Source organism: Pseudomonas sp. xss_4, assembly GCF_043104125.1.
Taxonomy (GTDB): domain Bacteria; phylum Pseudomonadota; class Gammaproteobacteria; order Pseudomonadales; family Pseudomonadaceae; genus Aquipseudomonas; species Aquipseudomonas parafulva_B.
This window is the reverse complement of sequence record NZ_JBICKJ010000045.1, coordinates 19,869-40,010: the sequence shown is the minus strand read 5'-3', so window position 1 is coordinate 40,010 and position 20,142 is coordinate 19,869. Positions and strand designations below refer to the sequence as shown.

Genomic DNA, 20,142 nt, shown 5'->3' with positions numbered 1-20,142 from the left:
CCGTGAGCCCCCGCACCCGCAGCATTGCGCAGATCACCGTGCTGTTCCTGATCCTGATCCTCTCGATCATTCTGCTGTTCGCCAATTTCGCCTACCTCAACACCCAGTCCAACTACGACAAGCAATACATCGGCCATGCCGGCGAGCTGCGCGTGTTGTCCCAGCGCATCGCCAAGAACGCCACTGAAGCGGCTGCCGGCAAGGGCGTAGCCTTCAGGCTGCTGTCCGATGCACGCAACGACTTCGAGCGTCGCTGGGGCTACCTGCGCGAAGGCGACAAGGCCACCGGGCTGCCCGCGGCGCCAGCCTCGGTACGCGAAGAGATGGAAGCGGTGCGCGATGACTGGGAGAGCCTGCGCAAGAGCACCGACACCATCCTGGCCAGCGAACAGACCGTGCTGTCCTTGCACCAGGTGGCGGCCACCCTGGCCGAAACCGTCCCGCAGTTGCAGGTCGAATACGAAAAGGTGGTCGAAATCCTGCTGCAAAGTGGCGCCCCGGCCAGCCAGGTTGCCGTGGCACAGCGCCAGCTGCTGCTGGCCGAACGTATCCTGGGGTCGGTCAACACCGTACTGGCCGGCGATGCGGCGGCGGCGCAGGCCGCCGATGCCTTCGGCCGCGATGCTGGCCGTTTCGGCCAGGTGCTCGAGGGCATGCTCAAGGGCGATGCTGCCATTGGCGTGACCCGTGTCGAAGACGCCGATGCCAGGGCGCGGCTGGCGGAAATCGCCGAGCTGTTCCAGTTCGTGGCCGGCTCGGTCGATGAAATTCTCGAGACCTCGCCGGAGCTGTTCCGGGTGCGGGAGGCGGCCGGCAGCATTTTCAGCCTGTCGCAGACCTTGCTCGAGGAAGCCTCGCACCTGGCCAACGGCTTCGAGAACCTGGCCAGCGGGCGCACGCTCGATACCGTTGGGGGGTATGCACTGGGCTTGTTGGCACTGGCCTCGATCATCCTCATCGGCCTGGTCATGGTGCGCACCACCAACCGTCAATTGCGTGAGACCGCCGAAAAGAACGAACGCAACCAGCAGGCGATCATGCGCCTGCTCGATGAAATCGAAGAGTTGGCAGATGGCGACCTGACGGTGACCGTCTCGGTGACCGAAGACTTCACCGGTGCCATCGCCGACTCCATCAACTACTCCGTCGACCAATTGCGCGACCTGGTCGCCACCATCAACCACAGCGCAGTACAGGTCGCCTCGGCGGTGCAGGACACGCAGAATACGGCCCGCCAGTTGGCCAAGGCGTCCGAGCAGCAGGCCGAACAGATCAGCGAAGCCTCCGAGGCAGTCGGGGACATGGTCGAGTCGATCGACCGTGTTTCGGCCCATGCCTACGAATCGGCCAAGGTCGCCGAGCGGTCCGTGGCCATTGCCAACAAGGGCAATGAGGTGGTGCACAACACCATCGACGGCATGAACAACATTCGCGAGCAGATCCAGGACACCGCCAAGCGCATCAAGCGCCTGGGCGAATCGTCCCAGGAAATCGGCGATATCGTCAGCCTGATCGACGACATCGCCGACCAGACCAACATCCTGGCCTTGAACGCCGCTATCCAGGCCTCCCTGGCGGGTGAGGCAGGGCGCGGGTTCGCCGTGGTCGCGGACGAGGTCCAGCGCCTGGCCGAGCGCTCGTCCTCCGCTACACGGCAGATCGAAGCCCTTGTGCGGACCATTCAGGCCGACACCAACGAAGCGGTCATCTCCATGGAACAGACCACGGCCGAAGTCGTGCGAGGCGCCAGGCTGGCCCAGGACGCCGGCGTGGCGCTGGCCGAGATCGAAGGCGTTTCGCAGAACCTTGCCGACCTTATCCACAGCATTTCCGACGCGGCCCAGCTGCAAACCTCCTCGGCGGGGCAGATCTCACACACCATGGCCGTCATCCAGCAGATCACCGCCCAGACGTCCGCAGGTTCCGGCGCCACCGCCGACAGTATTCGTCACCTGGCGCGCATGGCCAGCGAGATGCGTCGCTCAGTTTCCGGATTCACCCTGCCGGCACCTGCCGAGCCCCATTGAGAAATGCCCATGTCCACGCCCATGCCCGGCTCCATTGCTGGCCCTGCTCGCCACGATACCGTGGGCTTGGCCTGGACCAAGGCTGCCCTGCTCGATTGCCTGGGGCAGGGGCGCCAGGCGCTGGAACGCTTTGCCGGCGAGCCTGAAGACCTGTCGCTACTCACCTTCGTGGCGGACAACCTGCACCAGGTCCACGGTTGCCTGGTGATGCTGGAGTTGCCTGGGGCCACGCGCCTTGCCCAGGAGCTGGAAATGCTCGTGACCGACCTGGCCAGCGGTAAGGTCACCCCGCGAGGCGACTGCTTAGGCGCGCTGTTCAGGGGCCTGGAGCTGTTGCCTTCGTACCTTGAACGTCTGCGCGGCGCTCGCCATGACCTGCCACTGGTGATGTTGCCGCTCCTCAACCAGCTGCGTGCTTGCCGAGGCGCGGAACCGGTGGTTCATGGCCGCCTGCTCGGCAGTGCAGGCCAGCGTCTGGCAGGTGCCGAGGACCTGGCGAACCTTGACGTGTCGCTGGGCAACTGGCGCGAGCAGTTGCAGGCCGGGGAGGGCCGCGATGCGCTAAGGTCGGTGGTGGCGGCATTGTGTGACGACCTCATGCGCATCAAGGACCGCCTGGACCAGTTCGTGCGCAGCGACCGGCAGCACAATGAACAACTGGAGGTGTTGCTCGCTCCTCTGCGCCACGTGGCCGACACCCTGGCTGTGCTGGGTTTCCAGCAGCCGCGTCGGGTCATCATCGATCAAGTGATGACGCTGCAAGGGCTGGCCCAGGGCGATCGGGCCGTGGATGACGCGGTGTTGATGGATGTGGCGGGGGCATTGCTGTATGTGGAGGCCACGCTCAACGGCATGGTCGGGCCGCTCGAAGAAGGGGGAGAGGCAGGCCTGCCGGGCGCCGATGTCGCCGAGATTCGCCTGGTCGTGCTGCGAGAGTCGCTGAACGTGTTGCAGCAAGCCAAGGACCTGTTGGGCGATTGCCTGGAGTCGGGTTGGCCCCGTCAACACCTGCAGGCCTTGCCAGGTTTGCTCCAGCAGGTGCGCGGCGCCCTTGCCATGCTGATGCTGCCGGCAGCTGCCGAGGTGTTCGCGCGCTGCACGGCGTTTGTCCAGGGCTGGGTACAACAGGCGCAGGCCGACCCCTCCTCCGAGGAGCTGACGCTGCTGGCCGAAGCCTTGAGCGCTGGCGAATGCTACCTGCAATGGCGCGTGGCCGACCCGCTGGCCGACGCCCAGCGCTTCATCGTCATGGCCCGCGAGCGCCTGGGGGCGTTGGGCGTCCACTGTTCCACCGCACAAGAGCATGCCGACCTGGAGGACGGGGACGGCCTTCAGGACGAGTTGCGTGGCGTATTCATCGAAGAAGCCCAAACACTGCTTCAGGACATTGAGCGGCACTGGCTGAACTGGCGTGCCGACCACCAGCAGCAGGACGCGCTGATCGACGTGCACCGGGCGTTGCATACGCTCAAGGGCGCAGCCCGCCTGGTGCATGCCCAGGCGTTGGCAGAGCTGGCTTGGGCCGCCGAGCACCTGCTCAACCGCGTGCTTGCCGGCCGCAACGTGCTTGGCGCAGACGGGCAGATAGCGCTTGAGCAAGCGTTCGCGCAACTGCCCGAGGTGCTCGCCGACTTCGCCGCAGGGCACCTGCCGCACGTGAGCGCAGTACAGCAATTGGTGGGCCGCCTGCATGCCCTTGCCGAGCGCGATTTGCCAGCCGCGGCCAACGCGCAGGGGCTCGACCCGCAGTTGCTGGACATCTTCCGTTCCGAGGCGCAAGGCCACCTGGCCAGCCTCGATACGTTCCTGGCACATGCCCAGCACGGCGTCCCTGTGGACGACGCCCTGCAGCGGGCCTTGCACACCCTCAAGGGCAGTGCGGCCATGGCCGGGGTCTTGCCCATGGCCGAACTTGCCACCGTATTCGATCGGCTGGTGCGTGAGTACAAGGCGCACGACCTGCTGCTCGACGAAACGGAGCTGCGCTGGCTCACGGCCGCCGCGTCGATGTTCGGGCAGGGCCTGGCGCAATTATCCACCACCCCGTTCGCCCCCCTGCCCGGCGCGGCCCAGCTGATCGAGCAGGTTGAGTTGGCCCTGGATACGCGTATTGCCGCCCTGGGTGGCGATGCGCATGCCTCGACCGGCAACGCCCGCGACCCGCAACAGGTCGCCACGTTCCTGTCACAGGCCATGGACCGTCTGCTGGATGCCGAGACGTTGCTGGCCGACTGGCAGCGGCACCCGGCCCAACGGGGGGCCTTGGACACGCTGCTCGATGACATGACCGAACTTGCCCATGCCGCCCATTCAGCCGATCTGTGGCAGGTCGATGAGGTGTGCGAAGCCTTGCTGGACCTGTACGGTGCCGTGGAGGAGGGCAGTCTGCCTGCCGATGGGCAGTTCTTCACCCATGCCCAGCACGCCCACGAAGCGCTGCTGGACATGCTCGACGAGCTGGCTGCTGGCCAGGACGTCGCCCCGCGTACGGCACTGGTGACCCGTCTGCGCGACCTGCAAGGGCAAGGGCTGGCTCCGGATGCCACCGGGCGCGTGGGCCTCGACAGTGTCACACCGCTGCACCCGGACATGGACGTGCAGCTGATCGACACACCGACCCCTGACGTAGCCCTCGATCCGGCGCCAGTACAGCCGTCCCAGGCTCCGGAAAGCGCTGGGGAAGAGCTGATGGAGGTCTTTCTCGAAGAAAGCTCGGACATCGTCGAGAGCGCTGCGGCGGCCCTGGCGCGGTGGCAGGCCGACCCACGCAGCACGGTGGAGGTGGACAACCTGATGCGCGACCTGCACACCCTCAAAGGGGTGGCACGCATGGTCGAAATCGGCCCCATCGGTGACCTGGCCCATGAGCTGGAATTTTTGTACGAGTTGCTCGCGGCAGGGCGCCTGCCACCGAGCGGGGCCTTGTTCTCGCTGTTGCAGAACTGCCACGACCGCCTGGCGCACATGCTCGATGCCGTGCGCCTGGGGCAACCGCTGCACGCTGCCACGGCGCTGATCGATTACATCCGCAACTTCAGCAGCGCAGGGCTGACCGACAGCGCGGCCGGCACCAGCCCGGTCGAAACTGCCGCCAGCGAAGGGCCGGCAGTAACCCCTGAGCGCGTACCGGGGGACATGGTCAAGGTCGATGCCGAATTGCTGGACGACCTGGGCAACCTGGCCGGTGAGCATTCGATCATCCGTGGGCGTATCGAGCAGCAGGTCAACGACGCCCAGTTCACGCTCAACGAAATGGAAACCACGCTCGAGCGCATGCGTGACCAACTGCTACGCCTGGATATCGAAACCCAGGGCCGGATTTCCAGCCGCCAGCAGATCGAAGGCGATGTCTATGAAGATTTCGACCCACTGGAAATGGACCGCCACTCGCAGTTGCAGCAGTTGTCGCGGGCCCTGTTCGAGTCGGCCTCGGACCTGCTGGACCTGAAGGAGACCATGGCCCAGCGCGCCCAGGAAGCCTACGGCCTGCTCCAGCAGCAGGCGCGGGTCAACAGCCAACTGCAGGAAGGCCTGACGGCAACGTTAATGGTGCCCTTCGAACGCCTGGTGCCGCGCTTGCAGCGCGTGGTGCGGCAGGTGGCGAGCGAGCTGGGCAAGCAGGTCGAGCTGGTGGTGGGCAACGCCGAGGGGGAGCTGGATCGCAGCGTGCTGGAACGCATGGTGGCGCCCCTTGAACACATGTTGCGCAATGCCGTCGACCATGGCCTGGAAAGCCGCGAAGCCCGATTGGCCGCGGGCAAGCCCGAGCAGGGCACGATCCACCTGAACCTGCTGCACGAGGGGGCGGACATCGTCATCGAGATGACCGACGACGGCGCCGGCGTGCCGCTGCACGCTGTCCGGCTCAAGGCCATCAAGCGCGGCCTGCTGGACCCGCAGGCGCAGCTGAGCGACCACGAGATACTGCAGTTCATCCTCAGGCCGGGCTTTTCCACGGCCGAAAAGATCACGCAGATCTCAGGGCGGGGCCTGGGCATGGACGTCGTCCACGAAGAGGTCAAGCAGTTGGGCGGCTCGATGACCATCGAGTCGGCCCAGGGCAAGGGGGCGCGTTTCCAGATTCGCCTGCCGTTCACGGTGTCGATCAACCGCGCACTGATGGTGCACCTGGGCGATGAGCAGTACGCGATCCCGCTCAACACCATTGAAGGCATCGTGCGGGTACCGCCCGCTGAACTGGCGGCCTGCTACGAGCAGGAGCCGCCGCGCTACGCCTACGCAGGCCATCAGTACCAGCTGCGCTACCTGGGCGAGCTGGTGCAGGGCGCCCCGCGTCCCACGCTGCTGGGCCAGAGCGTGCCATTGCCCTTGCTGCTGGTGCACTCGCAGGAGCAGTCGTTCGCCATCCAGGTCGACAGCTTGTCGCCCAGCCGGGAGATCGTGGTCAAAAGCCTGGGCCCGCAGTTCGCGGCCGTTGCCGGCCTGTCGGGTGCAACGTTGCTGGGGGATGGGCGAGTGGTGCTGATTCTGGACCTTCTGGGGCAGTTGCGCGGCCAGCAACGGCGGCTTGCTCGTTTGCCTGGAGGCACGCCACGTGGGTTGCTGCCGGCAGCGACCCCGGATCGCACCTTGCTGGTGATGGTGGTGGATGACTCGGTCACGGTGCGCAAGGTCACCAGCCGGCTGTTGGAGCGCCATGGCATGAGCGTGATCACCGCCAAGGACGGGGTCGATGCCATGGCAGTGCTCGAAGGGCATCGGCCCGATGTGTTGCTGCTGGATATCGAAATGCCGCGCATGGACGGTTTCGAAGTGGCGACCCGCATTCGCCAGGACGCCCGCCTCAAGGACCTGCCCATCATCATGATCACCTCGCGTACGGGGCAGAAGCACCGCGACCGAGCCATGGCCATCGGGGTCAACGAATACCTCGGCAAGCCTTATCAGGAGTCGGTATTGCTGCACAGCATCCTCCAGTGGAGCCAGTCCCATGCTTGAACTGATAGCCGGGCAGCGCAGCAGCCTCACCGGGCTGTTGCTGCCCTTGGGCGACCGTACGTTGGTGCTGCCCAATGTGGCCGTGGCCGAACTCAGTGGGCTGCGCAATGTGGCGTGCCAGCGCGGTGACCTGCCCTGGCACCTGGGCTGGGTCGATTGGCGCCAACAGCGCTTGCCCCTGATCGGTTTCGAAGCGGCCTGCGACAGCCATACGCCCTGTGGCGAACGGGCCCGCGTGGTGGTGCTCAACGCATTGGGCGACACGGGCTTGCGTTACCTGGCCTTGCTGCTGCAAGGCATACCGCGCTCGTGCAAGCTCGACAGCCAGCTCAACTACGTCGACGTGGCATTGGCACCCCTTGAGTTGGCCGCTGTCCAGGTAGGGGATCAGGTGGCGCGCGTACCTGACCTGGTGGGGCTCGAGCGCCTGGTCAGGGACGCGCAACGTAGCGGCAGGCTGCAAGCGTCGGGTTAGAGCGTACGGTCGCCGTGCGTCGATTGTCGTGGCTGAAACTAGAGGGGTTTCGAAAGGTCTTTAAGTACATGTATTACGGTGAACGCTTCAATGCCTGGACCCACTTGGTGGGTGCGTTGCTGGCAGGCCTCGGTGCCCTCTGGCTGATCGTCGGGGCCATTTTGCAGGGAGACCCCTGGAAGATCGTCAGTTTCTCCATCTACGGCGGCACGCTGTTGTTGCTGTACAGCATTTCGACGCTGTATCACAGCACGCGCGGGCGGGCGAAGGTGATCATGCGCAAGCTCGATCACCTCTCTATTTACCTACTGATTGCCGGCAGCTACACGCCCTTCTGCCTGATCAGCCTGCGCGGGCCTTGGGGCTGGAGCCTATTCGGCATCGTCTGGGGGCTGGCAGTACTGGGCATGCTGCAGGAAATCAAGCCGCGCTCCGAAGCACGGGTCTTGTCCATCGTGATCTATGCCGTGATGGGCTGGATCGTGCTGGTCGCGGTCAACCCGCTGCTGCAGGCGCTGGGTACCACCGGTTTTGCCTGGCTGGCCGCAGGGGGCGTGTTCTACACCGTGGGCATCATCTTTTTCGCATTCGACCGGCGTTTTCGTCACTGGCATGGCATCTGGCACTTGTTCGTGATTGCCGGCAGCCTGATGCATTTCGTGGCGGTGTCGCACTACGTGCGCTGATCACCCCAGCCTGCGAGCACCGCCCGTGCGCCTGGGAAGGCTTAGAAATCACCCCAGAGCTGTTGTGCCACTGCAAGGGCCACCACGGGGGCGGTTTCGGTGCGCAATACCCGCGGGCCCAGGCGCGCCGCATGAAAGCCCGCTGCCTTGGCCTGCTCGACCTCGGGTTCGCTCAAGCCGCCTTCCGGGCCAATCAGGAACGCCAGGCTTGCCGGTTTGGCATGGCTGACCAGCGGTTCGGCTACCGGGTGCAACACCAGCTTGAGCTGCGCCTGGGTGGCGGCCAGCCACTCAGCCAGGGTGATGGGCGGGTGGATGAGCGGCAGGCTGGAGCGGCCACACTGTTCGCAGGCGCTGATCGCCACTTGCCGCCAGTGGGCCAGGCGCTTGTCGGCGCGCTCGTCCTTCAGGCGCACCTCGCACCGCTCGCTGACGATCGGGGTGATCTCATTGGCGCCCAGCTCGGTGGCTTTCTGGATGGCCCAGTCCATACGCTCGCCCCGCGACAGCCCTTGGCCCAGGTGCACCTGCAGCGGTGAGTCGGCTTGGCCAGCGAATGCCTGGTCCAGGCTCACGCGCACAGCTTTCTTGCCCACCTCCAGCAACTGCCCACGGTATTCCTGGCCGCTGCCGTCGAACAGCTGCACGGGGTCACCCGCCGCCATGCGCAATACGCGGCCGATGTAGTGGGCCTGTGCCTCGGGCAGCTCGTGTTCGCCAAGGCTCAGGGGGGCGTCGATGAAGAAGCGGGACAGTCTCATGGGTAAGCTCTGAAAAGGTAAGGACGACCGGAAGGCCCACGCCGGCATGACGCATGCAGCGCAGGTTCCGGAGCGGTCGCAGGCATGGCCTTTGACTCGCTATCAGCCCGGATCGCGAAAATCCGGGTGGAAGGTGCTGGGCACCGTCACGCGGGTGCTGTCGCGGGTGGCGATGTCGATGCCTTCGCTGGCCACTTCGGCCAGGAAGTCGATCTGTTCGGGCGTGATGATATACGGTGGCAGGAAATACACCACACTGCCCAGCGGGCGCAGCAGCGCGCCACGGGTCAGGGCATGCTCGAACACTTTGAGGCCGCGTCGCGCCTGCCAGGGGTAGGGCACCTTGCCGGCCTTGTCCTGGACCATTTCGATGGCCAGGACCATGCCGGTCTGGCGAATCTCGGCCACGTGGGCATGGTCGGCCAGATGCGCAGTGGCGCTGGCCATGCGCGTAGCCAGCGCCTTGTTGGCCTCGATCACGTTGTCTTGCTCGAAGATGTCGAGGGTGGCCAAGGCGGCCGCGCACGCCAGCGGGTTGCCGGTGTAGCTGTGCGAATGCAAGAACGCGCGCAACGTGCGGTAGTCGTCATAGAACGCCTGGTACACCTTGTCGGTGGTCAGGCAGGCAGCCAGGGGCAGATACCCCCCGGTCAGGGCCTTGGACAGGCACAGGAAGTCCGGGCGAATACCTGCCTGCTCGCAGGCGAACATGGTGCCCGTGCGACCGAAGCCAACCGCGATCTCGTCATGGATCAGGTGCACGTCGTAGCGATCGCAGGCTTCGCGCAAGAGCTTGAGATAGACCGGATGGTACATGCGCATGCCGCCGGCGCCCTGGATCAACGGCTCGATGATGACCGCGCTGATCGAGGCATGATGCTCGGCCAAGGTCTGCTCCATGACCTGGAACAGGGTGCGTGAATGCGCCTCCCAGCTGACGCCCTCCGGGCGCAGATAGCAATCGGGGCTCGGGACTTTTAGGGTGTCGAGCAGCAACGCCTTGTAGGTTTCGGTGAACAACGGGACGTCACCGACGGACATGGCGGCGATGGTTTCCCCGTGATAGCTGTTGGTCAGGGTGACGAACCGCTTCTTGTCCGGCTTGCCGACGTTCTGCCAGTAGTGAAAGCTCATCTTCAGCGCCACTTCGATGCAGGACGAGCCATTGTCGGCGTAGAACACCCGGTCGAGCCCGGCTGGCGTCATGGCCACCAGGCGTTCGGACAGCTCGATGACAGGCTGGTGGCTGAAGCCTGCCAGAATCACGTGCTCAAGCTGGTCGACCTGCTCCTTGATGCGCTCATTGATACGCGGGTTGGCATGGCCGAACACGTTTACCCACCAGCTGCTCACAGCATCCAGGTAGCGCCGGCCTTCGAAATCCTCGAGCCACACCCCTTCACCGCGCTTGATCGGTATCAGCGGTAGTTGCTCGTGGTCTTTCATCTGGGTGCAGGGGTGCCAGAGGACCTTGAGGTCGCGCTGCATCCACTGATCATTGAGGCCCATGAGCACTTCTCCTGGCTTGGCGGCGTGGGGGCGTAAGCCTAAGCAATGGCACGGGTGAGAACAACCCGCCAGAAAATGTCATTTAGCCAGACCACTTGATGTCACTCCACTGGCAGCCCTGGCAGCGGTGACGTATTCTACCGCCTCTCTCGGGGCATCCCGCCTCTCTCTGTTTTTCTGCAACCTTTGACTCGGAGTTCGCCAACATGGCTGCTGCTTGGGTGCGCCTGTGCGCGTTGGTATTGATTGGTGTTTCCAGCGGTGCCGCGCTGGCGAGTGACAAGACGCCCACGGCAATCGTCGTGGGCGGCGGCATGGCGGGCCTTACCGCAGCCTATGAGCTGCAGAACAAGGGCTGGCAGGTGACCCTGCTCGAAGCCAAGACAGGCATGGGCGGCCGCTCGGGCCTGGCCACCAGCGAATGGATCGGCAATACCAAGGCGCAGCCGGTACTCAACCAGTACGTTGATCGCTTCAAGCTCGACACGCTGCCGGCGCCCGAATTCGTGCGCACCCCTGGGTACCTGATCGATGGCGAGTACTTCAGTGCCGCAGACCTGGCCCTCAAGCAGCCGGCCACGGCCGAAGCTCTCAAGCGCTACGAGAAAACCCTGGACGACCTGGCCCGTTCGATCGACGATCCGCTCAACCCCCAGGCGACCAGCACCCTGTTCGCTCTGGACCAGATCAACGTGTCCTCCTGGCTGGACAAGTTGCAGTTACCTGCCACGGCCCGTCAGTTGGTCAACCAGCAGATCCGCAGCCGCTACGACGAACCGTCGCGCCTGTCGCTGCTGTATTTCGCCCAGCAGAACCGCGTCTACCGTGACGTGAGCGACCGTGACCTGCGTGCAGCGCGGCTGCCCGGCGGCAGCCCGGTGCTGGCGCAGGCGTTCGTCAAGCAACTGAAGACCATCAAGACCGGCTCGCCGGTGAGTGCAATCGTTCAGGACAAGGACGGCGTTACCGTGAAAGTCGGCAGCGTGGGCTACCGCGCCGATTACGTGGTGATGGCCGTGCCCCTGCGTGCACTGGCCAAGATCCAGATGACGCCTGGCCTGGATAATCAGCATGTGGCGGCGCTCAAGGGCACCAACTACGGTTGGCGCGACCAGGTGATGCTCAAGTTCAAGAAACCGGTCTGGGAAAGCCGGGCGCGTATGTCGGGTGAGATCTTCAGCAATACGGGCCTTGGCATGTTGTGGATCGAACCGGCCCTCAAGGGCGGTGCCAACGTGGTGATCAACCTTTCCGGCGACAACGCCCGCCTGCTGCAGGCCTTTGGTGACAAGCAGATGGTCGACCAGGTGCTCATTCGCCTGCATACCTTCTACCCTCAGGCCCGTGGCGCTTTCACCGGTTATGAAGTCAAGCGCTACAGCGCCGATGCCGGCACTGGAGGTGCCTACCTGGCCTATGGACCTGGCCAGATCAGCAAGTACTGGCGCCTTTGGGAGCGCCCGGTACAACGCATCGCCTTTGCCGGTGAGCACACCGATGCCTTGTACCCAGGCACCCTTGAAGGCGCACTGCGCAGCGGTCAACGGGCTGCCGGCCAAGTGCAGGACCTGCTGGCCGGCAAGTCGTTCGACCCGGTCAAGGCCGTGCCAGTGGCAGCGACCGCCGCTGCAGGCGCGGCAGCGGCCAAGAGCAAGGGCAATTTCTTCACCAACCTGTTCGGCGGCGGCGCGTCCGACAAGGACAAGGCAGTCGACCAAGCGCCGGCCAAGCCTGAGACCCAATCGGCCGATGCGACGGGCCAGAAAAAACCAGGCTTCTTCGCTCGCCTGTTCGGTGCCAAGGAAACCCCGGCGCCAGCGCCTCAACCGGCGGCCAAGGCAGCTGAAGTAGCCCCTGTGGCGCCACCCGCAGCGCAACCGGCGGCGCAAGCCCCGGCACAGGCACCGGCCAGCCCGGCGCCCGTCGTCAAGGCAGCGCCCACCAAGGCGGCAACCACCAAGGCTGCCCCGGTCAAGCAGGCGCCGGCCCACAAGCCAGCGGCCAAACCGGTGCACAAGCCAGCGCACAAGCCTGCCGACAGCAAAAAAGCTGCTACCAAGCCGGCGCCAGCCAAGAAGCCTGCAACCGATAGCCAGGCCAAGGCGAGCTGATACTGCAGGTCTGTCGGGCACTGCCCGGCAGGCCTGTCAGAAGGGCTCAGCCACTTGACTGAGCCCTGTGTCATGCGCGTTGCTCGAAGCACTCGCTGCCCGTTATCGGCGTTAACGTTTCCTTAATAGCCCGTAGCGAAACTTGCTATCGGATTTGTCGATAATCCAAAGCAAGTTTTTCCGCTTTTATTCGATACGTTTGACGCTAGTCTTTGCATAGCTTTCACGGGGAAGAACGCCAACATGCAAGTGCGCAATTCATCTTCACGCTACGGCGCTGTCAGCATCTTCATGCACTGGGGCGTGGCGCTGACCGTCTTCAGCCTTTTCGGCCTCGGGCTGTGGATGGTCGGGCTCGACTACTATGACCCATGGCGCAAGGCCGGCCCGGACCTGCATAAAAGCATCGGTCTGGTGCTGCTGGCGGTGATGCTGTTGCGCGTGCTGTGGCGCTTTGTGAGCCCCCCACCGCCGGCACTGGCCAGTTATGGCCCGCTCACCCGCTTGGGTGCCAAGCTGGGGCATCTGGCGCTGTACCTGGGATTGTTCGCCGTAATGATCGCCGGTTACCTGATATCCACCGCCGACGGCGTAGGTATCCCGGTGTTTGGCCTGTTCGAGGTGCCCGCCCTGGTCAGCAATCTGCCAGACCAGGCGGACCTGGCCGGCGTCATTCACCTGTGGCTGGCGTGGGGTGTGGTGGTTTTTGCGGGGTTGCACGCCCTGGCCGCACTCAAGCACCATTTCATCGACCGTGACGCGACCCTCATGCGCATGCTGGGCCGCAAAGCTTGACGCTCAACCTCAATCGCAAAGGAAGGAAGTAACGATGTTGAAAAAGACTTTTGCCGCTCTGGCGCTCGGTACTGCTCTGTTCTCCGCTGGCCAGGCCATGGCAGCCGAGTACAAGATCGACAAGGAAGGCCAGCACGCTTTCGTGGACTGGAAGATCAGCCACCTGGGCTACAGCTTCATTCACGGTACGTTCAAGGACTTTGACGGTAACTTCACTTGGGACAGTGCCAAGCCTGAAGCCAGCAAGATCAGCGTCGACCTGAAAACCGCCAGCCTGTGGTCGAACCACGCCGAGCGTGACAAGCACATTGCCAGCGCCGACTTCCTGGACGTGAAGAAGTACCCGGATGCCAAGTTCGTATCCACCAGCGTCAAGTCCACGGGTGACAAGACCGCTGACGTGACCGGTGACCTGACCCTGCACGGCGTGACCAAGCCGGTGACGTTCAAGGCTACCTTCAATGGTGAGGGCAAGGACCCGTGGGGCGGTGAGCGCGCTGGCTTCAACGCCACCACCACCTTGAACCTGAACGACTTCGGCATCAAAGGCCCAGGCCCAACCTCGCAAACGCTGGATCTGGACATCAGCGTCGAGGGCGTGAAGCAGAAGTAATAAACGCCAGCCGAATGAAAAACGGGGCCGCTAGCGGCCCCGTTTTCGTTTACGACCCCTTGCGGGTCAGCAGTGCTGGGCGTTCGCCCCGCGGACGGCTTGGCAGATCGTCCAGTTGCTCGGGAGTCGGATAACGATCCAGCTTGGATTCCTTGCGGATGATCACAGGCTGATGCTGTGGCTGGCGCGTGTTACCCACGGCCGGTTCCTGGCGGGCAGCGGCGTCACGCGGTGGGCGACCACCACGTGCGGCGCCGTCACGGCGGGCAGCGCCGCCATTATTGCCGCGAGGCGGGCGTTTTTCGCCACCGCCAGTACGGGGTTGACCGTTGTTGCGGCCTTGACCACCGGCATTGGTACGCGGCGTACCCCCTTGCGGTTGACCGCCATTACCGGCTGGGCGACGGTTGCGGCCCTGGCCCTTGCCATTCTGGTAGGGGCTTACGTAGTCGGCACGGTTACCGAAGTTGTCCACATCGTCATCCAGAAACTCTTCCGGGTCGCGGTTGGGCTGCATGACCGGAGGGGTAGCGTTACTGGCCTGCTGCTGACGAGGCTTTTTGTTACGTGGCTTGCGCGGCTGTTGCTGCCTGTCGCCGGCCTTTTCCTTGTCAGCGGGTTTGTCCGCAGCCTGCTGGCGGGTCTTGCCCTTGTCCTTGCCCTTGCCCTTGTCCTTGCGGCCACCGTTGGCGTCTTTGCCACCCTCGCCACGGGCCTGCTGACCACGACCGCCGCGGCCATTGGTTTGCTGGCGTTCGCGTACTTCGGGCTTCTCGGCCTCGACCTGGCTGGCATCGAAGCCCATCAGGTCGCCGTCCGCGATTTTCTGACGGGTCACACGCTCGATGCTCTTGAGCAGTTTTTCCTCGTCAGGTGCCACCAGGGAGATGGCCTCGCCCGAGCGACCGGCGCGACCAGTACGGCCAATGCGGTGCACGTAGTCTTCTTCGACGTTGGGCAGCTCGAAGTTGACGACGTGGGGCAGTTGGTCGATGTCCAGCCCGCGAGCGGCGATGTCGGTGGCGACCAGAACGCGAATGTTGTTGGCCTTGAAATCAGCCAGGGCCTTGGTGCGCGCGTTCTGGCTCTTGTTGCCGTGGATGGCGGCGGCAGTCAGGCCGTGCTTTTCCAGATACTCGGCCAGGCGGTTGGCGCCGTGCTTGGTGCGGGTGAAGACCAGCACTTGCTCCCACGCACCCAGGGTGATCAGGTGCGCCAACAGAGCACGCTTGTGGCTGGCCGGCAGGCGGTAGACACGCTGCTCGATGCGCTCGACGGTGGTGTTGGGCGGGGTGACCTCGATGCGCTCCGGGTTGTGCAGGAGCTTGTCGGCAAGGTCGGTGATGTCTTTGGAGAACGTGGCCGAGAACAGCAGGTTCTGGCGTTTGGCCGGCAGGCGGGCCAGCACTTTCTTGACGTCGTGGATGAAGCCCATGTCGAGCATGCGGTCAGCTTCATCCAGGACCAGAATTTCTACATGGGCCAGGTCAACCTTGCCTTGACCGGCCAGATCGAGCAGGCGGCCAGGGCAGGCAACCAGGACGTCGACGCCCTTGGCAATGGCCTGCACCTGCGGGTTCATGCCGACGCCGCCGAAGACGCACGCACTGACCAGCGGCAGGTCGCGGGCGTACAGCTTGAAGCTGTCGTGCACCTGGGCCGCGAGTTCGCGGGTCGGGGTCAGTACCAGGACGCGTGGCTGGCGTGGGCCATGGCGCTGGGATTTGTCAGGGTGACCGGCCGGGAACAGACGTTCGAGAATCGGCAGGGCGAAGCCGCCGGTCTTACCGGTACCGGTTTGTGCGGCGACCATCAGGTCGCGGCCTTGCAACACGGCGGGAATTGCCCGCTGTTGCACGGGGGTCGGCTGGGTATAGCCCGCGGCTTCAATGGCGCGGACAAGAGCCTCGGAGAGACCGAGGGAAGCAAAGGACATGGGCAATCCTGTTCTCGTGTGGGCTGGGCCCGTAGGGATGTTCTGCCTGGCGCGACGGGCATCGGCAAGATGCGATCGCGTCCGGTCCAGCTGGGCGTTCACTGCACATCCGGGAAACGGAGGGCTGACGCCTGAGTGCGTCGATGCCGATCGGGATGCCTGTTGCGAGGCCGAGCGTCCGGGCGTGAGCCGGGCGGGAAGGCCCGAGTATAACAGAGCTAGCGCGCTGTGCTGCTTTCCTGCTGCTCAACGGCGTTCGCAGCGGTCTCAGGGTCGTGTGTGTAATGGTCCATGATGGCCGCATAGGCCGGTTCCTGCTTGAAGCGCCGCAGTTCCTCGGCAAAGGCCTGGGCCAGTGCCTCGCGCCCGGGCTTGCGGGCCAGGCCCAGGTATTGGGGCTGACGGCTGACGACAAGCGGCAAGGCCTCGATCTGTTGCTCCAGGCCCAAGAGCCGGATGACATGCAGGCCGACCCTGCGGTCGGTGATCGCTAGGTCTATACGCCCCAGCGCCAGCTTGCCGATGTTCGCTTCATGGGTCGGCGCCGCTTCGCGCTTGAAGAACTCAGCCTCATTGAAAGCCGCACTGTAGTTGTAGCCTGGCGAGGTGCCGACGGTCAGGCCGGCCAGCTCATCCAGGTTCGATACCTCATGCCGGCGTGCCTTGGTCTGGAACAGGATCAACTCGGCCGTGGACATGGGTTCTGGGACATACAGCAGATAAGGATGGCGGGACTCGACCTGGAAGACATCCATGATGCCGTCGGCCTGCCCTTGCTCGATCATCGCCAGGCAACGTTTGAAGGGCATGAATTGCCATTGGACCTCGTACCCCAGGCGACGCAGCACCTCTGTCGTGACCTCGTAGTCGATGCCTCGCGGCTGACCGTTTTGCTCGTAGACATAGGGTGCCCAGTCATCGCTTACCAGGCGCAAGCGCTCGCCCAGCGCGAACGGGCTGAGGCAAAAGAGCAGCAGGATCCAGATCAGACGGGCGGAGATTGGCATGCCCGGAGATTACGCGCTCGGCCAGGTCAAGACCAGTGCCGGATTGGGTGGAGCAGCGCGCCGCAGGTGGGGCCTGCGACACGTGCGAATGAACCAGGCGCCGGTCAGAAACCAGCACGTGGTTCATCAGGCTTCAACGAGAGGGTTGGAGGTTGTTCCAGATCGCCATGCTCGGTTCTGCCTGGTTCAAGGTGTAGAAGTGCAGGCTCGGTGCGCCGCCTTGCAGCAGCTCCTCGCACATGCGGGTGATGACTTCTTCCCCGAAGGCCTGGATGCTGGCCGTATCGTCCGCATAGGCTTCGAGCTGTTTGCGAATCCAGCGTGGAATTTCGGCGCCACAGGCGTCGGAAAAACGCGCCAGCTTGCTGTAGTTGGTGATCGGCATGATGCCGGGCACCACTGGAATGTCCACGCCCAGCTTCTGGGCCCGCTCGACGAAGTAGAAGTAGCTGTCGGCGTTGAAGAAGTACTGGGTGATGGCGCTGTCGGCACCGGCCTTGACCTTGTGCGCGAAATTGGCCAGGTCGGCTTCGAAGTTGCGTGCCTGCGGGTGCATCTCGGGGTAGGCGGCGACTTCGAGGTGGAAGTGGTCACCCGTTTCCTGACGGATGAACTCGACCAGGTCGCTGGCATAACGCATCTCGCCACTGGCCATGCCCATGCCCGAAGGCAGGTCACCGCGCAGTGCGACGATGCGCTTGATGCCGACTTGCTTGTACTCGGCCAGCAGCGCGCGCAACTCGGCCTTGGTATCGCCCACGCACGAGAGGTGGGGCGCAGCCGGCACCTGCACCTGGCTCTCCAGTTGCAACACGGTGTTGAGCGTGCGGTCGCGGGTGGAACCACCAGCGCCATAGGTGCAGGAGAAGAAATCAGGGTTGCAGGCGGCCAACTGGCGCGCCACGCCCATCAGCTTTTCATGACCTGCGTCGGTTTTGGTCGGGAAGAACTCGAAACTGTAGCGGCGTTCCTGTGACATCACTCGTTCCTCTAACAGCAAGCCCAAAGCTGCAAGCTGCAAGTAGAAGCCAGGTCGGTGATGGCCGACCTGGCCTGGCATCGTTCACGTTTCTTTCAGGCGTGTACTCCAAGCGGCAATGCCACGGTCTGGCACTGCCTGGCGCTTGAAGTGTGCCAATCAGTAACGGTAAGCGTCAGGCTTGAACGGGCCTTCAACGGTTACGCCGATGTAGTCGGCCTGCTGTTTGGTCAACTGGGTAACCACGCCGCCAAAACCGCGGACCATTTCCAGGGCTACTTCTTCGTCGAGCTTCTTGGGCAGCACTTCGACCGTCAGGCGCTCGGCTTTCTTCTCGGCCGACAGGTCGGCGTACTTCTGCTCGAACAGGAAGATCTGTGCCAGGACCTGGTTGGCGAAGGAGCCGTCCATGATGCGGCTTGGGTGGCCAGTGGCATTGCCCAGGTTGACCAGGCGGCCTTCGGCCAGCAGGATCAGGTAGTCGTCGTTCTGAGGATCGAAGCTGCCAGCACCAGTGCGGTGAATCTTGTGCACCTGCGGCTTGACCTCTTCCCATGCCCAGTTCTTGCGCATGAAAGCGGTATCGATTTCGTTGTCGAAGTGGCCGATGTTGCAGACAACGGCACGCTTTTTCAGGGCCTTGAGCATGTTGGCGTCGCAGACGTTGACGTTACCGGTGGTGGTGACGATCAGGTCGATCTTGCCCAGCAGCGCCTTGTCGACACTGGCCTCGGTGCCATCGTTCAGGCCATCGAGGAAGGGCGAAACCACTTCGAAACCGTCCATGCAGGCCTGCATCGCGCAGATGGGGTCGACTTCGGTGACCTTGACGATCATGCCTTCCTGACGCAGCGACTGAGCCGAGCCCTTGCCCACGTCACCGTAGCCGATGACCAGAGCCTGCTTGCCCGACAGCAGGTGGTCGGTACCGCGCTTGATGGCATCGTTCAGGCTGTGACGGCAGCCGTACTTGTTGTCGTTCTTGCTCTTGGTGACCGAGTCGTTGACGTTGATGGCCGGAACCTTCAGCTCGCCCTTGGCCAGCATGTCCAGCAGGCGGTGCACGCCGGTGGTGGTTTCTTCGGTCACGCCGTGGACGCGCTCGAGCACCTGTGGGTATTTCTTGTGCAGCAGCTCGGTCAGGTCGCCACCGTCATCCAGGACCATGTTGGCATCCCAGGGCTGGCCGTCCTTGAGGATGGTCTGTTCCAGGCACCATTCGTATTCCTGCTCGGTTTCACCCTTCCAGGCGAAGACCGGGATACCGGCGGCTGCGATGGAGGCGGCGGCCTGGTCCTGGGTGGAGAAGATGTTGCACGACGACCAGCGCACTTCGGCCCCCAGGGCGACCAGGGTCTCGATCAGCACGGCAGTCTGGATGGTCATGTGGATGCAGCCCAGGATCTTGGCACCCTTGAGCGGTTGCTCGGCCTGGTACTTGCGGCGCAGGCCCATCAGCGCAGGCATTTCCGATTCGGCGATGATGGTTTCGCGACGGCCCCAGGCGGCCAGGGAGATGTCGGCAACTTTGAAATCGGTAAAACCAGCAGGCATGTTTGCAGCGCTCATCAGAGCCTCCATTCGTAGTGTGCGAATGGGCGCCGTTGTGCGTTGAGCGTCCGCGGGAGCGGACAACGCCCCATCCGAGCCTGACAGGTCGAGCCTGCTGCAGCGCCCCTCGGACAGGTGGCGGGCATGGCGCCGCTGTGGACGGCCATGTAAAACGGCCACGATTATAGCCGGGTGCGGCACCATCCCCAAGGTTTTCTGTCGATTAATCGAGACGATAGTCGATGTTGGGTGGAGTGACGCTGGCCGCTCTGCCATCATCGTTTTACGCAAGCCAGGATGCTCAGGAGTCCCGATGAACTTCCATACCCGCAAGTGGGTGAAACCCGAAGACCTCAACCCCAACGGCACGCTGTTCGGTGGCAGCCTGCTGCGCTGGATCGACGAGGAAGCGGCCATCTATGCCATCGTGCAGCTGGGCAACCAGCGCGTGGTGACCAAGTACATGTCGGAAATCAACTTCGTCAGTGCCTCGCGCAAAGGCGACATCATCGAGCTGGGCATCACGGCCACCGAGTTCGGCCGCACCTCGATCACGCTGCGCTGCGAAGTGCGCAACAAGATCACGCGCAAGAGCATCCTGACCGTCGAACGCATGGTCTTCGTGAACCTGGGCGAGGACGGCCTGCCTGCACCGCACGGGCGTACCGAGATCAAGTACGTGCAGGACCAGTTCCCCGACTCTGCCGTGGAGTGACGGTCTGGGGCTGCAGGG

The 20,142-nt window shown here is 63.9% G+C and carries 14 protein-coding genes and 1 riboswitch; of the genes, 8 read left to right on the top strand and 6 right to left on the bottom strand.

The window, feature by feature from the left end; translation table 11 throughout:
• Window positions 1-2 precede the first annotated feature (2 nt).
• The 4 genes from ACF8GB_RS08935 (at window position 3) to ACF8GB_RS08920 (ending at window position 8,147) form a co-directional block, all read left to right on the top strand.
• Entirely contained in the window at window positions 3-2,027 is a 2,025-nt protein-coding gene (locus ACF8GB_RS08935; protein ID WP_241493095.1) for a methyl-accepting chemotaxis protein, read from the top strand.
• A 9-nt stretch (window positions 2,028-2,036) separates the two neighbouring features.
• Window positions 2,037-6,986 carry an Hpt domain-containing protein gene (locus ACF8GB_RS08930; protein ID WP_392526897.1) on the top strand — a complete coding sequence of 1,650 codons (4,950 nt, stop codon included), beginning with the start codon at window positions 2,037-2,039 and terminating at the stop codon, window positions 6,984-6,986.
• Window positions 6,979-7,461, top strand: coding sequence for a chemotaxis protein CheW (locus ACF8GB_RS08925; protein WP_182139338.1), 483 nt, complete (start codon window positions 6,979-6,981; stop codon window positions 7,459-7,461). Before ACF8GB_RS08930 ends, ACF8GB_RS08925 begins: the two co-directional genes overlap by 8 nt.
• A 68-nt stretch (window positions 7,462-7,529) precedes the next feature.
• Window positions 7,530-8,147 (top strand): hemolysin III family protein, encoded by a 618-nt coding sequence (locus ACF8GB_RS08920; RefSeq protein WP_196126754.1) that lies wholly within the window; start codon window positions 7,530-7,532, stop codon window positions 8,145-8,147.
• Window positions 8,148-8,188: 41 nt separating this feature from the next.
• On the opposite strand, the gene ACF8GB_RS08915 is transcribed toward ACF8GB_RS08920, so the two are convergent.
• On the bottom strand, window positions 8,189-8,908 hold the full coding sequence (locus ACF8GB_RS08915) for a 16S rRNA (uracil(1498)-N(3))-methyltransferase (protein ID WP_392526896.1): 720 nt from the start codon (window positions 8,906-8,908) through the stop codon (window positions 8,189-8,191).
• A 102-nt stretch (window positions 8,909-9,010) separates the two neighbouring features.
• Window positions 9,011-10,417, bottom strand: coding sequence for an adenosylmethionine--8-amino-7-oxononanoate transaminase (locus ACF8GB_RS08910; RefSeq protein ID WP_058638876.1), 1,407 nt, complete (start codon window positions 10,415-10,417; stop codon window positions 9,011-9,013).
• Between the two features lie 206 nt (window positions 10,418-10,623).
• On the opposite strand from ACF8GB_RS08910, the gene ACF8GB_RS08905 reads away from it, so the two are divergent.
• The 3 genes from ACF8GB_RS08905 (at window position 10,624) to ACF8GB_RS08895 (ending at window position 13,936) form a co-directional block, all read left to right on the top strand.
• Entirely contained in the window at window positions 10,624-12,528 is a 1,905-nt protein-coding gene (locus ACF8GB_RS08905) for an FAD-dependent oxidoreductase (RefSeq protein WP_392526894.1), read from the top strand.
• A gap of 243 nt (window positions 12,529-12,771) precedes the next feature.
• Complete coding sequence (locus tag ACF8GB_RS08900; RefSeq protein ID WP_058638878.1) at window positions 12,772-13,323, top strand: cytochrome b; 552 nt, start codon at window positions 12,772-12,774, stop codon at window positions 13,321-13,323.
• A 34-nt stretch (window positions 13,324-13,357) separates the two neighbouring features.
• Complete coding sequence (locus ACF8GB_RS08895; protein ID WP_058604050.1) at window positions 13,358-13,936, top strand: YceI family protein; 579 nt, start codon at window positions 13,358-13,360, stop codon at window positions 13,934-13,936.
• A 49-nt stretch (window positions 13,937-13,985) separates the two neighbouring features.
• Here ACF8GB_RS08895 and ACF8GB_RS08890 read toward each other — a convergent pair whose 3' ends face one another.
• From ACF8GB_RS08890 to ahcY, 4 genes are all read right to left on the bottom strand, one after another.
• A complete protein-coding gene (locus ACF8GB_RS08890) occupies window positions 13,986-15,872 on the bottom strand; it encodes a DEAD/DEAH box helicase (protein ID WP_392526892.1) in 1,887 nt (628 codons plus the stop codon).
• 218 nt (window positions 15,873-16,090) lie between these two features.
• Window positions 16,091-16,879 (bottom strand): substrate-binding periplasmic protein, encoded by a 789-nt coding sequence (locus ACF8GB_RS08885; protein ID WP_392526891.1) that lies wholly within the window; start codon window positions 16,877-16,879, stop codon window positions 16,091-16,093.
• Window positions 16,880-17,012: 133 nt separating this feature from the next.
• Window positions 17,013-17,858 carry a methylenetetrahydrofolate reductase [NAD(P)H] gene (gene metF / locus ACF8GB_RS08880; RefSeq protein WP_058638928.1) on the bottom strand — a complete coding sequence of 282 codons (846 nt, stop codon included), beginning with the start codon at window positions 17,856-17,858 and terminating at the stop codon, window positions 17,013-17,015.
• Between the two features lie 159 nt (window positions 17,859-18,017).
• Window positions 18,018-19,427, bottom strand: coding sequence for an adenosylhomocysteinase (gene ahcY, locus ACF8GB_RS08875; RefSeq protein WP_027914022.1), 1,410 nt, complete (start codon window positions 19,425-19,427; stop codon window positions 18,018-18,020).
• A gap of 20 nt (window positions 19,428-19,447) precedes the next feature.
• A riboswitch (S-adenosyl-L-homocysteine riboswitch) is annotated at window positions 19,448-19,544 on the bottom strand.
• A 178-nt stretch (window positions 19,545-19,722) separates the two neighbouring features.
• Here ahcY and ACF8GB_RS08870 point away from each other — a divergent pair.
• Window positions 19,723-20,124 carry an acyl-CoA thioesterase gene (locus ACF8GB_RS08870; protein ID WP_023533000.1) on the top strand — a complete coding sequence of 134 codons (402 nt, stop codon included), beginning with the start codon at window positions 19,723-19,725 and terminating at the stop codon, window positions 20,122-20,124.
• Window positions 20,125-20,142 lie beyond the last annotated feature (18 nt).

Excerpts from the sequence above, each read along its gene's own strand:
- ACF8GB_RS08900 (WP_058638878.1), top strand. The coding sequence starts at position 12,772 with ATGCAAGTGCGCAATTCATCTTCACGCTACGGCGCTGTCAGCATCTTC.
- ACF8GB_RS08920 (WP_196126754.1), top strand. The coding sequence starts at position 7,530 with ATGTATTACGGTGAACGCTTCAATGCCTGGACCCACTTGGTGGGTGCG.
- ACF8GB_RS08870 (WP_023533000.1), top strand. The coding sequence starts at position 19,723 with ATGAACTTCCATACCCGCAAGTGGGTGAAACCCGAAGACCTCAACCCC.
- metF (WP_058638928.1), bottom strand. The coding sequence starts at position 17,858 with ATGTCACAGGAACGCCGCTACAGTTTCGAGTTCTTCCCGACCAAAACC.
- ACF8GB_RS08925 (WP_182139338.1), top strand. The coding sequence starts at position 6,979 with ATGCTTGAACTGATAGCCGGGCAGCGCAGCAGCCTCACCGGGCTGTTG.
- ACF8GB_RS08905 (WP_392526894.1), top strand. The coding sequence starts at position 10,624 with ATGGCTGCTGCTTGGGTGCGCCTGTGCGCGTTGGTATTGATTGGTGTT.
- ahcY (WP_027914022.1), bottom strand. The coding sequence starts at position 19,427 with ATGAGCGCTGCAAACATGCCTGCTGGTTTTACCGATTTCAAAGTTGCC.
- ACF8GB_RS08885 (WP_392526891.1), bottom strand. The coding sequence starts at position 16,879 with ATGCCAATCTCCGCCCGTCTGATCTGGATCCTGCTGCTCTTTTGCCTC.
- ACF8GB_RS08895 (WP_058604050.1), top strand. The coding sequence starts at position 13,358 with ATGTTGAAAAAGACTTTTGCCGCTCTGGCGCTCGGTACTGCTCTGTTC.
- ACF8GB_RS08910 (WP_058638876.1), bottom strand. The coding sequence starts at position 10,417 with ATGGGCCTCAATGATCAGTGGATGCAGCGCGACCTCAAGGTCCTCTGG.
- ACF8GB_RS08915 (WP_392526896.1), bottom strand. The coding sequence starts at position 8,908 with ATGAGACTGTCCCGCTTCTTCATCGACGCCCCCCTGAGCCTTGGCGAA.
- ACF8GB_RS08930 (WP_392526897.1), top strand. The coding sequence starts at position 2,037 with ATGTCCACGCCCATGCCCGGCTCCATTGCTGGCCCTGCTCGCCACGAT.
- ACF8GB_RS08890 (WP_392526892.1), bottom strand. The coding sequence starts at position 15,872 with ATGTCCTTTGCTTCCCTCGGTCTCTCCGAGGCTCTTGTCCGCGCCATT.